Consider the following 13,000-nt stretch of genomic DNA (forward strand, 5'->3'; position numbering starts at 1 on the left):
CAGGGAGCGACCACGAGCGACCACGACGGGACGGCGACAGAGCCCCACGCGGACGGCGACGGCGACGGGGAGGACCCCGTGCGGCCCGGGGGCCACGAGGACCCCGGGCCTCCGCGCGCCCCACGCCCCCACGCCGAGGGCCACGGCCCCGTCCGCTACGGCCCGCCGGCGCCCGACGACGGGCTGCCCGTGCTGCCCGAGCTCGTCGGCGTGCTCGCCGCGGCCGCGCACCGGGGCGGCGGGGAACCCGTCGGCGGCGGGCCCGAACTGCTGGAGGCCGGCTGCGGGTACTGGGCGCGGCGCGGGCTCGCCACCGCGCCCGAGCACGTGGTGGCCGCCCCGGGCGCGCCCGCCGTGCTGCTCGCGCTGACCGCCGCCCTCGGCGGCGACGTCCTGGTGCCCCGGCCCTGCGCCGCCTGGTGGGCGCCGTACGCCCGGCTGCTCGGCAGGCCCGTCTTCCACGTGGCGACCCCGGCCGAGTGCGGCGGCGTACCGGACCCGTACGCCCTGCTGGAGACCGTGCGCCGGGTGCGCGCCGAGGGCGGTGACCCGCGGCTGCTGGTGCTGTCCGTCGCCGACGACCCCACCGCCACGGTGGCGCCGCCGGAGGTGCTGCACGAGACGATCGAGGCCGCCGCGGGGGAGGGCCTGCAGCTGGTCAGCGACGAGACCTGGCGCGACACCGTCCACGACCCGCACGACACCGTGCTGCTCAGCCCCGCGGAGATGTGGCCGGACCGGGTCACCGTCGTCACCGACCTGGCCGGCGCGCTGCTGCCGCCCGGCTGGCCGGCGGCCCTGGCCCGGTTCCCCGTCGGCCCGTCCGGCGACGGCCTGCGCGCCCGCGTCCTCGACGTCCTCACCGCGCTCGGCGCCCGCGTCGCCGGGCCGGTCGCCGCGGCGGCCGCCTACGCCCTGGCCGAACCGGAACCGGTCACCGAGCGGATCGCCGCCACCGTACGCCTCCACGCGCGCGTGGCCGACGCCGCGCACCGCGCGGTCGTGGCCGCCGGGGCGCTCGCCCTGCCCCCGCGGGCCGGCCGCCACCTCTACGCCGACCTCGGCCCGCTGAAGTCCGGGCTGGCCGCGCACGGCGTGACCGACGCCCAGGAACTGGAGGACTTCCTCTCCGCCCGGCTCGGCATGCCCGCGCCCGGCGGCCACCGCTTCGGCGACGAGCTGGGCGCGCTGCGCGTCCGGCTGTCCACCGGCGCCCTGCTGGGCGGCTCGGACGCCGACCGCACGGAATGCCTTCGCTCACCGGCACCGCTGGAACTGCCGCACCTGCACCGCTCGTTGATCACCCTGAGGTCGGTCCTCGACGGCCTCCGCGACGACGCTCAGCGATGGGAGCCTCCTCGATGACGCAGCAGTCCGAGTCGACGACCACGAGCACGACGGCCCGGGAAGCCGACGACCCGGCCGTCGTCTCCCCCCTCGCGCCCCCCTTTCCACCGCTCGCCGAACCGCGCCCGCTGGGGGAGCGCAGGGTCTGGCCCCGCACCTTCCACGACCGGCTGACCGCGCCCCTGCCCGGCATCAAGGCCCTCGCCCGGTTCGCCCGCGAGGGCGCAGTGCGGCCCGGCAAGGAGGGCCTCGCCGACATCTCCCGGCTGCCGTACGAGCCCGGCCCGCTGCCCCGCGTGGACACCCGCACCGTCGCCGTCACCTGGGCCGGACACGCCAGCTGGGTGGTGCGCATCGGCGGGCTCACCGTCCTCACCGACCCGGTCTGGTCCCGCCGCATCATCGGCACCCCCGCGCGGATCACTCCGGTCGGGGTGCCCTGGAGCGCGCTGCCGCGCGTCGACGCGGTCGTCATCAGCCACAACCACTACGACCACCTGGACGCTCCCACCCTGCGCCGCCTCCCGCGCGACACCCCGGTGTTCGTCCCCGCCGGGCTCGCCGGTTGGTTCCGGCGCCGCCGGTTCACCACCGTCACCGAGCTGGACTGGTGGGAGGCGTCCGAACTGCGCGGCGTCCGCCTCGACTTCGTCCCCGCCCACCACTGGTCCAAGCGGACCCTGACCGACACCTGCCGCTCCCTGTGGGGCGGCTGGGTCCTCACCGCGCCCGACGGGCAGCGGGTCTACTTCGCGGGCGACACCGGCTACGGCCACTGGTTCTCCCGGATCGGCCGCCGCTACCCCGGCATCGACCTCGCCCTCCTGCCCATCGGCGCCTACGACCCCCGCTGGTGGCTCAGCGACGTCCACTGCGACCCGGAGGAGGCGGTGCGCGCCGCCCGGGACCTCGGCGCGGCCCGGATGGCCCCCATGCACTGGGCGACCTTCGTCCTGTCCGCCGAGCCCGTCCTGGAACCCCTCACCCGGGTCCGGGCCGCCTGGGAGCAGGCGGGCCTGGACCGCGCGGACCTGTGGGACCTGCCGGTGGGGGGCTCCCGCGTGCTGGAGTGAGGACGCCCCGGGCCGGCCCCGGTCACCGCGCCTCGGACCCCCGCAGCCGCCGCCACAGGCCCGGCGCCACGCTGATCAGCACCGTCAGGGCGACCGCGGCGACCACGCCCTCCCACGGCTCGGGGAACAGCGAGCCGCCGAGGATGCCGATCAGCTGGTACGTCACCGCCCAGGCGAGGCACGCGGGCAGGTCGCCGCGGGCGAAACGGCGCAGCGGCCACTCGGCGACCAGACAGGCCAGCATCACCGGCAGCCGGCCGGCCGGCATCAGCCGGGACAGGACGAGCACGGCCACGCCGTGCGCGGCCAGCTTGTCCTGGGCCTGCGCCAGCCGGTCCTCCGGGGCACGGGAACGGATGGCCTGCAGCCACCGTGAGCCGTTCTTCGACTTCATCCCGCGCCGCCCCAGCCAGTACAGCGCGATGTCGCCGAGGAACGCGGCCAGTGCCGCCGTCAGGAACACCAGCGCCAGCGAGAACGGCGCCGTCTGATGGAACGCCACCACCGCCGCGCCGCTCACCAGCGCCCCCGTCGGCACCACCGGCACCAGCGCCCCCGCGAGGACCAGCAGGAACAGCGTCGGATAGCCGATCGCCTGCTGGGTGGTCTCCGGCGGCACCGTCGTCGAGGCGGCCCCCAGCCAGCTCACCGCGCCACCTCCGGCCGGACGCTCTCCCCGTGCCCGAGCCGGTGCACCGCCACCCCCGGCGCCCGCTCGGCCGCCAGCCGCACGAACTCGTCGCCGGGCGCGTGGAACTCGTGCGGGCGCACCGCGTCCATGCCGATCGGCCAGTACGTGCCGTAGTGCACCGGCACCGCGCTGCGCGGCGCCAGCCGGGCCAGCGCCCGCGCCGCCCGCCCCGCGTCCAGATGCCCCTCGCCGAGGTACGGACCCCAGCCGCCCACCGGCAGCAGCGCCACGTCGACCGGCCCCACCTCCTCGGCCATCGCGTCGAACAGCCCGGTGTCCCCGGCGAAGTAGGTGCGCGCCTCGCCCTCGACGACGTAGCCGAGCGCGGGGGAGCGGTGCGGCCCGACCGGCAGCCGCCGCCCGTCGTGCCGCGCCGGCACCACCCGTATCAGCAGGTCCCCCACGCTCACCCGGTCGCCGGGCGCCACCTCCGTCACCCGCAGATGGGAGAGCCGGCGCAGTCCGGGCACCGCACGGGGTGCGCCCCGGGGCACGAGCAGGCGCGTGCCCGGCGCGAGCCGCGCGAGCGACGGCACATGCAGATGGTCGGCGTGCAGATGTGACACCACCGCGACATCCGCGCGCCACGCCCCGGGCGGCGGCAGCGCCCCGCGTCGGCGCCGCAGATGCGCGAGCCGGCGCGCGAACAGCGGATCCGTGAGCACACGCACGTCCGAATCCTCGACCGTGCAGGTGGCGTGACCCCACCAGGTGATCTCCACCGGCACCTCTTTGCCCCCTTCGCGCGACTCCCCGAAGCGTACGGGCAGGAGTAGGGTCGGCCGCGAACCCGGAGGTGAGGGGGACGCCATGGGAGAGGGCCCCGGGCCGGTCCGTGTCACGGCGATCGCGAGCCTGACGCCGCTTCAGGAACTGGAGAGCGATCCCTTCCTGGTGGACTCCCGCGGCCAGCACGCCATGTGCGCCCGCTGGGCCGTCGAGCACGGCTACGTCGTCACCCGGGAACTGCTGGTGCGCGCGCTGCGCCCCGACCACGCCCTGCTGTGGGACGGGGTGCGGCCCGGCTGCGACCTGTTCCTCGCCCCCAGCCGCCGGGTGCTGGCCAGCGCCCTGTCGGACGTCGAGGAGTTCACCGCCCTGTGCGCGCGGCGCGGGGTGCGGGTGGAGACCGTGGGCCGGGCGGAACCGTTCTACGACGCCCGGATGAAGGCCTGCGTGCACCGCAGGCTGTCGATGCCCACGGCCGGGTACGACGGCCGCTGAGCCGCCCGGCGGGGGCCCGGAGACGATGTGACACGCTGGGGTGCGGGCCCGTGCCGACCACGGCCCGGGACGTGAGGTGTACGAGGCGTGCGGACAGGGCGTTGGCGGCGGGTCGCGAGTCAGGCCGGGCGGAGCGTCGCGGTGTGGGTCGTCAGCACCGTCACCATGCTGGCGCTGGCCGGGATCCTGCCGGACTTCCGGCTCCGCTCCGAGGACGGCGACAGCGCCACCGACATCGCCGTCACCGCCGCGTTCGGCGCCGGCGCCTTCGGCGTGCTGTCGGCCCTGGTGTGGCCCCTGCTGGTCCGCCTGCTGCTGCTGGTGCCCGCGCTCGTCCTCGGACTGCTGGTGTTCGCGCTCAACGGGGCGCTGCTGCTGCTCGCGCTGCGCCTGAACCCGGCCGAGCGGGGCGCCGCCGCCCCCGAGACGGCGGTGGTGGTGGCCGCCGTGATGTCCGCGGTCGCCTCCGCCACCGGCGCCGCCCTGGCGGTGCGCGACGACGACGCCTACCGGCGCCGCCTCCACCGGCTCGCCGACCGCCGCCGCCGCAGACAGCCGCCCGGCCCCGCCGGCCCCGGCACCCTCTTCCTGCAGCTCGACGGCGTCGGCCACGACGTGCTGGTGGACGCCGTCGGCAAGGGACTCATGCCGACGGTCGCCCGCTGGCTCGGCACCGGCGACGGCCCCGGCACGCCCCGCCCCACCCACCGCCTCACCCCCTGGCGCACCGACTGGTCCAGCCAGACCGGCGCCAGCCAGCTCGGCATCCTGCACGGCAGCAACTTCGACGTCCCCGCCTTCCGCTGGTACGAGAAGGACACCCAGGAGGTGATGGTCAGCAACCGCCCCACCAGCGCCGCCGAACTCCAGCGCCGCGCCGTGGCCCGCACCGGCGACGGCGGGCTGCTCGGCGCCGACGGCGCGAGCCGCGGCAACCTGTTCGGCGGCGGCGCCGACGAACAGGCGCTGGTGCTGTCCATCGCCACCCGGCGGCGCAGCCGCGCAACCCGCTCCCGGGCCGGCTACTTCGCCTACTTCTCCGACCCGGCGAACGCGGTGCGCACCGCCCTCTCCTTCGTCGCCGAGGTCGGCCGCGAGATCGGCCAGTCCACCCGGGCCCGCATCGCCAGGCAGCGCCCCCGCGTCTCCCGCGGCGGCCTCTACCCGTTCGTCCGCGCCTTCGCGACCGTCGTCGAACGCGACGTGGTCGTCGCCGCCGTCATGGGCGACATGCTCGCCGGGCGCACCGCCGTCTACGCCGACCTCGTCGCCTACGACGAGGTCGCCCACCACTCCGGCCCGTTCAGCCGGGACGCCGAGAAGGTCCTCCAGCGGCTGGACCGGTCGCTGGCGCTGATCGAGAAGGTCGCCGAGCACGCCCCCCGCCGCTACCGGATCGTGATCCTCTCCGACCACGGGCAGAGCCCCGGCGAGACCTTCCGCGCCCGCTACGGCCTCACCCTCGGCGACCTGGTGCGGGCCGGCTGCGGACTGCCGGTGCCGCGCCGGGCCGAGAGTACGCGCAGCGGCACCGAGGCCCGCGCCGCCGTCCGCGCCGCGCTGCGCATACCCGTCGAGGAGGAGGCCGGACAGCGCCGTCCGGCCCGCCGCTCCGAACCGGTCGTGCTGGCCTCCGGCAACCTGGGCCTGATCTCCTTCCCGGACGTGCCGCACCGCATGACCAGGGAGGAGATCGACGCCCGCCACCCGGCGCTGCTGACCACCCTCGCCAACCACCCCGGCATCGGCTTCCTGCTGGTGGACAGCGAGGAACAGGGCGGAGTCGTCCTCGGCGCGGGCGGCACCGAGACACCGGTCGGCGAACTCGACGACGACCGCCCCGGCCCGCTCGCCGCCTTCGGCCCCGGCGCCGCGGCCGCCGTGCGCCGCACCCACTCCTTCCCGCACGCCGCCGACATCATGGTCAACTCCTTCCACGACCCGGCCGACGGCGAGGTCCTCGCCTTCGAGGAGCAGATCGGCTCCCACGGCGGCCTCGGCGGCGCCCAGAGCACCCCGTTCCTGCTGTCCCCGCTCGCCCTGTCCCCGCCCGCCGACGACGGGCGGCCGCCGGTCGGCGCCGAACAGGTGCACCGGGTGCTGCGCCGCTGGCTGCGCGAGTCGAACGGCCCACAGGTACCGGTGGACGATTCCCGGCCGCAGGCCCTCGAACGCGCACCTTTTGCGGCGCCGGACCCCACCGTGCAGGACAAAACCGCGTGATTTGGCACAACTCGAACCGGTGACCGAACATGGGCGGTCGTCCGGCGATCCCGGACCCCAGCACGACGAGAGGCGCACCACCCCATGCACGACACCGGAACCGTCCAGTCGGCTCCGGCCCGGCAGCAGATCCCGCACCAGGCGGCGACCACCCCCGACCGCCACACCCGACGCTTCGGCCTGCCCGTCGCCACCGCTCTGGTCATGGGCAACATCATCGGCGGCGGCATCTTCCTGCTCCCGGCCTCCGTGGCCCCCTTCGGCACCGTCAGCCTGGTCGCCTTCGGCGTCCTGACCGCCGGCGCGATCGCCCTGGCCCTGGTCTTCGGACGGCTCGCCGAACGCGACCCGCGCACCGGCGGCCCGTACGTCTACGCCCGCGAGGCCTTCGGCGACTTCGCCGGCTTCCTCTCCGCCTGGGCGTACTGGATCACCACCTGGGTGTCCAACGCGGCACTCGCCGTCGCCGCCGTCGGCTACCTCGACGTCCTCATCCCCGTGAACGACCACGCCTGGACCGCGTGCCTCGCCGCACTCGTCATCCAGTGGCTGCCCGCGCTGTCGAACTTCGCGGGCAGCCGGTACGTCGGCGCCGTCCAGCTTGTCTCCACCGTGCTGAAGTTCGCGCCGCTGCTCCTCGTCGCGGTCGGCGGGCTGTTCTTCTTCGACGCCGACAACCTCGGCCCGTTCAACGCGAGCGGTGACGGCACGCTCGGCGCGGTCTCCGCGTCCGCCGCGATCCTGCTCTTCTCCTACCTCGGCGTCGAGTCCGCCGCGGTCAGCGCCGGCGAGGTCCGCGACCCGCGCCGCAACGTCGGCCGCGCCACCGTCATCGGCACCACCGGCGCCGCCCTCGTCTACCTGCTCGGCACGCTCTCCGTCTTCGGCACCGTCGCCCACGACGAACTGGTCGGCTCCACGGCCCCCTTCTCCGACGCGGTCGACGCCATGTTCGGCGGCTCCTGGGGCGGCTGGGCCGTCGCCCTCGCCGCGCTCGTGTCGATGACCGGCTGCCTCAACGGCTGGACCCTGCTGAGCGCCCAGACGCCGTACGCGGCCGCCCGCGACGGACTGTTCCCGGCGGCCTTCGCCCGAAAGCGGCGCGGCGTGCCCACGGTCGGCGTCGCCGTCACCGTCGTCCTGGCCTCCCTGCTGACCGTGTACAACTACACGGCCGGCTCGGCGCGCGTCTTCGAGATCCTGGTCCTCGTCACCACCTTCACCGCGACCGTCCCCTACCTGCTGGCGACCGCCGCGCAGATCTTCCACCTGGTCCGCGGCGAGCGGGAGAAGGTGAACCGGGCCCGGCTGGTGCGCGACGCGGTGCTCGCCTCGCTCGCCTTCGGCTTCTCCCTGTGGCTCGTCGCGGGCGCCGGCTACGCGGCCGTCTACCAGGGCGTGCTGTTCCTCTTCGCGGGCGTGCCCGTGTACGCCTGGCTGGCGGCCCGCCGGCAGCGCGCCACCGCCTGAACCGGGGCGGGCGGGCCGAAAATCGGCTGCGTGCGGCACGCGGGCGGCACACACTGTTCGAGCCCGGCGCGGGCAGGTCCCGCGCCCCTCGAACACACCTCTCCAAGGAGCCGCCGCCTTGCAGGCAGCAGTCACCGTCACGCCCGCCCGCATACCCGAACTGCTGCTCGGGCTCGCCACCGTCCGGCCGGTGTTCCTCTGGGGCGCCCCCGGCATCGGCAAGTCCTCCCTGGTCAGGGAGTTCGCCGAGTCGCTGGGCCTGGAGTGTGTGAGTCTGCTCGGCACCCAGCTGGCGCCGGAGGACCTGATCGGCGTACCGCAGATCCGCGACGGCCGGTCGGTGTTCTGCCCGCCCGAGGCCATCGCCCGCGACGAGCCGTACTGCCTGTTCCTGGACGAGCTGAACGCGGCCGCACCCGATGTGCAGAAGGCGTTCTACTCGCTGATCCTGGACCGCCGTATCGGCAGCTACGAGCTGCCCGAGGGCTCCATCGTCATCGGCGCCGGCAACCGGGCCACCGACAACGCCCTCGCCCGTCCCATCGCCTCCGCGCTGGTCAACCGGCTCACCCACGTCCACCTGGAGGTCTCCGCCAAGGACTGGCTGACCTGGGCCGGCAGCAACGGCATCCACCCGTGGGTGGCCGACCACCTCACCGACCGGCCCGACCACCTGTGGTCCAAGCCGCCCAAGACCGAGGAGCCGTTCTCCACCCCGCGCTCCTGGCACATGCTCTCCGACGCCCTGCACTCCTTCGGGCCCGGCCTCGGCGAGGAGACGCTGAAGGTCCTCGCGCACGGCACGCTGACGCCCGCGCACGCCACCGCCTTCTGCGGCTACGTCAAGATCGTGCGCAGCCGGTTCGGCATCGAGGCGATCCTCAAGGGCGACGCCCGCTGGCCCAACCGCCTGGAGGACCGCGACCTGCTGTACTACCTCGCCGAGTCGTTCCGCGGGCGGCTGCTGAAGGAGCTGCCCGCCAGCAAGGAGCACATGTCGGCGAACGGCCGGCAGACCGCCTACCGCGCCAAGTCGCTGCTCGTGCAGCTCGCCGAGATCTCCGTCGAGGTCGCGCAGAGCGTCATCGCCTCCGATGCCGACGGCAACCCCGTCCTGCCCGCCTGGTTCCTGATCGAGGCGGCCCGCGACATGCCCCGGCTCGCCGAGGCCCGCCGGTGAACCGCCGTGGCCGCGACAAGCAGCGCGACCGCGCGGCCGAAGCGCTCGCCGAGGGCATGCGCCAGGTCCGCGCCCACCCGGCGCTGGCCGCCGTCGACTACCGCGTCTGCCGGCCCGACGGGTGCTCGAAGGCCCCCCGGGACGGCCTCGTCACCGCCGACAGCGACGGCCGGCTGCACATCCACCCCGACCGGCTCGCCGACCCCGCCCACTGGGCCTGGGCGCTCGCCCACGCCGCCCTCCACCTCGGCTTCGGACACCTCCCGGCGGCCACCGGCGAGCGCACCCAGCCCGACCGGTACGACCTCGCCGCCCGCTGCGTCGTCGTCAACCGCTTCCTGCTCACCCACCCCGTCGGACGGCCCCCCGACGACCTGCCCCTGTCGTACCCGGACGGCGACGAGGACCGGCTCGCCGCCCGCTGGCGCCGCGACGGCGTCCCCACCGCCTACGAGCGCTGCGGCACCGCCGGCGGCCAGGCCGACCAGCTGCTGGTGCCCTGGAACGGCTGGGGAGCACGGCCCGACTGGCAGCTGGCGTTCGCGACCGCGCTCACCCGCACCGTGTCCACCGCCCTGGACGTCGCGGGCGGCCGCCGCGACTCCATGGACGCCGAAGCCCCCGCACCCCGCCCCTGGGAGCGGGCACTGAGCTGGTTCGTCTCCTCCTACCCGCTGCTCGGCGGCATCGCCGCCGGCATCACCCTCGTCGCCGACGCCGAACTCGCCCGCGCCCACGACATCGCCATCGCCGCCGTCGACGCCGAGGCGGGCGAGATCTACGTCAACCCGCTGCGCCACCTCGACGACGAGGAATGGCGGTTCGTCCTCGCCCACGAGATGCTGCACGCCGCCCTGCGCCACGGCGACCGCCGCGGCACCCGCGACCCCTACCTGTTCAACGTCGCCTGCGACTACGTCATCAACGGCTGGCTGCGCGAGATGCAGGTCGGCACCATGCCCGAGGGCGTGCTGTACGACCCCGAGCTCGCCGGACTGTCCGCCGAGGAGGTCTACGACCGGATCGCCGGCGACCTGCGCCGCGCCCGCCGCCTGGCCACCCTGCGCGGAAAGGGCGCCGGCGACGTCCTCGGCGCCCCCCTCGGACCGCCCGGCGACTACGTCGACCTCGACGGCTTCTACCGGCGCGGCCTCGCCCAGGGCCTCGACCTGCACCAGCGGCAGGACCGCGGCTTCCTGCCCGGCGGCCTGGTCGAGGAGATCCGCGCGCTCAGCCACCCGCCGATGCCCTGGGACGCCCGCCTGGCCCGCTGGTTCGACGAGTTCGTGCCCCGCCCCGAACCGGTCCGCTCCTACGCCCGCCCCGCCCGCCGCCAGGCGTCCACCCCGGACATCCCCCGCGCCGGCCGGTACTTCCCGCCCGAGGAGGTGCCCCGCTGCACCTTCGGCGTCGTCCTCGACACCTCCGGCTCCATGGACCGCACCCTGCTCGGCAAGGCCCTCGGCGCGATCGCCTCCTACGCCGAGGCCCGCGACGTACCGGCCGCGCGGGTCGTCTTCTGCGACGCCGCCCCGCACGACGCCGGCTATCTGCCCGTCACCGAGATCGCCGGCCGGGTCCGCGTGCACGGGCGGGGCGGTACGGTCCTGCAGCCCGGCATCGACCTGCTGCACCGCGCGGACGACTTCCCGCCCACCGCGCCCGTCCTGATCATCACCGACGGCTGGTGCGACGACATCCTGCGGGTGCGGCGCGAACACGCCTACCTGATTCCCCAGGGCGCCCGGCTCCCGTTCACCGCGCGTGGCCCGATCTTCCACGTGAGGTGAGCCGGAGTGTGATCGGATGGGATCCGAACACCCGGATCCGGACCTGAGCCGGGACCATACGAAAGGAATGACCGTGGCCACCACGCGCTCCGCACACACCGTCTGGGAAGGCAACCTGCTCGAGGGCAACGGAGTCGTCACCTTCGACTCCTCCGGCATCGGCCAGCAGCCGGTGTCGTGGCCGTCGCGCGCCGAGCAGGCGAACGGCAAGACCAGCCCCGAGGAGCTGATCGCCGCCGCCCACTCCAGCTGCTTCTCCATGGCCCTGTCGCACGGCCTGGCCGGCGCCGGCACCCCGCCCACCAAGCTCGTCACCTCCGCCGACGTCACCTTCCAGCCCGGTGAGGGCATCACCGGCATCCACCTCACCGTCGAGGGCACGGTGCCGGGCCTCGACAACGACGCGTTCGTCGCCGCCGCGGAGGACGCCAAGGCCAACTGCCCCGTCAGCCAGGCCCTGAAGGCTGTTCCGATCACGCTGTCGGCGAAGCTCTCCTGACCCGGACGGGCAGTTGACGCATGCTTGAAGCAGGCCGTCCCCGCAACGGGGCGGCCTGCACGGCGCTCGGCGCGGTTCACGGACGGGGCGCGGGGGGTATCAACGCCCTGCGCCGAGGTGGAGAGGAAGACGATGGCGGCGGGAACGACCAGTAGTACGGCGGTACTCGACTCCGCCACCCGCGAGCACACCCGCATGCTGATGTTATTCAGCCTGGCCGGCCGGATACTCCCGGTCGACGACGGGCAGGGACCGCTCGTCGACCGCTACGACTTCGGACGCTTCGCCCCGCACCTGGTGACCGGCGCCGCCCTGCTCCCCGTGCCGGTGCTCGCCCTGCGCCCCCGGCCCGCGGACCTCGGACTGCCCAACGGCGACCACGGACTCACCCTCGACCGGGCCGGGATCCTCGTCGTCACCACCCCGCGCGGCGACGCGACCCTGCTGCTGGACTGCGAGTTCACCGGCGAGACCTCGTCCACGGCGGTCGCCGCGTGGCTCGCCGACACCTGCTTCGACCGCGGCCTGCTCACCCTGGAGGGCCGCCCCCTGCTCGACGTGGTCGCCGAACGGCTCGGCCTGGACACCCCGTTGCGCTTCGGACAGAACGTGCACCAGCTCGTCTTCCCCGGCGGCCGGCTGCTGAACGAACTGCTCACCGCCGGAGCCGAGGGCGGCGCCCCCCTGTTCGGCCCGCTCAACGAGATCGTCTACCGCGGCAAGATGGCGGGCGGCCCCAGCGTGCCGCCCAACCTCAAGAATCAGGGTGCCATGCTCTCCGCGCACGGCCGCGGCGTCTCCGTGCAGGCCGGCTGGGCCCCGCACGTGGAGAACGGCCTCGCCCTCGTCGCCGTCGGCATGGTCTCCGCGCTGGCCGTGCTGCAACGCACCCGGCTCGCCGCGTTCGCCATGATGCGCGCCAACGAACAGGCCCGCGCCGACTCCCCGCAGAACGTCCGCACCCTCATCTCCCGCCTCTCGGCCGGCGTCAACGAACTCCAACTCGACCTCGCCTTCGGCGTCGAGGCCTACGTCGACAGCCTGCTCATCCCCGAGATGCTGATGGAGGGCTTCCAGTCGTCCCTGCGCGACACCCTCGGCATCCGCGACAGCCTCGACAACTCGGCCCGCATGGTGGAACGCCTCACCTCCGTCATCAACGCCCGCTCCGCGGCCCTGGACGCCGCCCTCGCCGAACGCGACGAGGCCCGCGACCGCACCATCTCCGGACTCGTCGCCGCGGCCACCCTGATCGCCCTGCCGCCGACCCTGCTGCTCGCGTTCTTCGGCGTGAACGGCTCCAACGTCGACGAGAAACGTTCCATCCTCGACCTCGGCAGCTACGGCATCGCCTACCTGCTGGCCTGGCTGCCCTTCATCATCCTCGTCGTGATCGGCTACCTGCTGCTCAGGCGGGCCGGCACAGGCTCCGGCGAGCTGCTCTCACCGTCCGACGACGGGCCCCCGCCCGTCCCCGCACCACGCACTACCCCCGGGAGCTGA

Annotated in this window: 11 protein-coding genes; 9 read left to right on the plus strand and 2 right to left on the minus strand. The window is 74.8% G+C overall.

Annotation, left to right across the window (positions count from 1 at the left end; all coding sequences use genetic code 11):
- The first annotated feature begins 78 nt into the window (after positions 1–78).
- Both AMK31_RS23575 and AMK31_RS23580 read left to right on the plus strand, forming a co-directional pair.
- The gene (locus AMK31_RS23575; protein WP_073942609.1) at positions 79–1,365 is read left to right on the plus strand and encodes an aminotransferase class I/II-fold pyridoxal phosphate-dependent enzyme; all 1,287 of its coding nucleotides are present in this window, start codon (positions 79–81) and stop codon (positions 1,363–1,365) included.
- A complete protein-coding gene (locus AMK31_RS23580; protein WP_073942610.1) occupies positions 1,362–2,420 on the plus strand; it encodes an MBL fold metallo-hydrolase in 1,059 nt (352 codons plus the stop codon). Before AMK31_RS23575 ends, AMK31_RS23580 begins: the two co-directional genes overlap by 4 nt.
- A 22-nt stretch (positions 2,421–2,442) precedes the next feature.
- On the opposite strand, the gene AMK31_RS23585 is transcribed toward AMK31_RS23580, so the two are convergent.
- Together AMK31_RS23585 and AMK31_RS23590 are read right to left on the minus strand one after the other, a co-directional pair.
- Entirely contained in the window at positions 2,443–3,069 is a 627-nt protein-coding gene (locus AMK31_RS23585; RefSeq protein ID WP_073942611.1) for a DedA family protein, read from the minus strand.
- On the minus strand, positions 3,066–3,839 hold the full coding sequence (locus tag AMK31_RS23590; RefSeq protein WP_073942612.1) for an MBL fold metallo-hydrolase: 774 nt from the start codon (positions 3,837–3,839) through the stop codon (positions 3,066–3,068). The genes AMK31_RS23585 and AMK31_RS23590 overlap by 4 nt, the downstream gene beginning before the upstream one ends.
- 82 nt (positions 3,840–3,921) lie before the next feature.
- Between AMK31_RS23590 and AMK31_RS23595 the strand changes: the two genes are divergently transcribed.
- The 7 genes from AMK31_RS23595 to AMK31_RS23625 all read left to right on the plus strand — a co-directional run bounded on the left by AMK31_RS23595 (position 3,922) and on the right by AMK31_RS23625 (position 13,000).
- Positions 3,922–4,335, plus strand: a complete 414-nt coding sequence (locus AMK31_RS23595) for a hypothetical protein (RefSeq protein ID WP_073942613.1) — start codon at positions 3,922–3,924, stop codon at positions 4,333–4,335.
- 87 nt (positions 4,336–4,422) lie between these two features.
- Positions 4,423–6,558 (plus strand): phage holin family protein, encoded by a 2,136-nt coding sequence (locus AMK31_RS23600; RefSeq protein ID WP_073942614.1) that lies wholly within the window; start codon positions 4,423–4,425, stop codon positions 6,556–6,558.
- Positions 6,559–6,642: 84 nt separating this feature from the next.
- Entirely contained in the window at positions 6,643–8,028 is a 1,386-nt protein-coding gene (locus AMK31_RS23605) for an amino acid permease (RefSeq protein ID WP_073942615.1), read from the plus strand.
- 118 nt (positions 8,029–8,146) lie between these two features.
- Positions 8,147–9,208 (plus strand): ATP-binding protein, encoded by a 1,062-nt coding sequence (locus AMK31_RS23610; RefSeq protein WP_073942616.1) that lies wholly within the window; start codon positions 8,147–8,149, stop codon positions 9,206–9,208.
- 56 nt (positions 9,209–9,264) lie between these two features.
- Positions 9,265–10,998 carry a vWA domain-containing protein gene (locus tag AMK31_RS23615; RefSeq protein ID WP_107468707.1) on the plus strand — a complete coding sequence of 578 codons (1,734 nt, stop codon included), beginning with the start codon at positions 9,265–9,267 and terminating at the stop codon, positions 10,996–10,998.
- 73 nt (positions 10,999–11,071) lie between these two features.
- Positions 11,072–11,497, plus strand: a complete 426-nt coding sequence (locus AMK31_RS23620; protein WP_073942746.1) for an OsmC family protein — start codon at positions 11,072–11,074, stop codon at positions 11,495–11,497.
- Between the two features lie 132 nt (positions 11,498–11,629).
- Positions 11,630–13,000, plus strand: a complete 1,371-nt coding sequence (locus AMK31_RS23625; protein ID WP_073942618.1) for a hypothetical protein — start codon at positions 11,630–11,632, stop codon at positions 12,998–13,000.

Origin of the sequence: Streptomyces sp. TSRI0107 (genome assembly GCF_001905845.1) — a bacterium.
Classification (GTDB): Bacteria; Actinomycetota; Actinomycetes; order Streptomycetales; family Streptomycetaceae; genus Streptomyces.

Coding starts and splice junctions, on each gene's coding strand:
- AMK31_RS23580 (WP_073942610.1), top strand. CDS start 1,362: ATGACGCAGCAGTCCGAGTCGACGACCACGAGCACGACGGCCCGGGAA.
- AMK31_RS23595 (WP_073942613.1), top strand. CDS start 3,922: ATGGGAGAGGGCCCCGGGCCGGTCCGTGTCACGGCGATCGCGAGCCTG.
- AMK31_RS23605 (WP_073942615.1), top strand. CDS start 6,643: ATGCACGACACCGGAACCGTCCAGTCGGCTCCGGCCCGGCAGCAGATC.
- AMK31_RS23615 (WP_107468707.1), top strand. CDS start 9,265: ATGCGCCAGGTCCGCGCCCACCCGGCGCTGGCCGCCGTCGACTACCGC.
- AMK31_RS23625 (WP_073942618.1), top strand. CDS start 11,630: ATGGCGGCGGGAACGACCAGTAGTACGGCGGTACTCGACTCCGCCACC.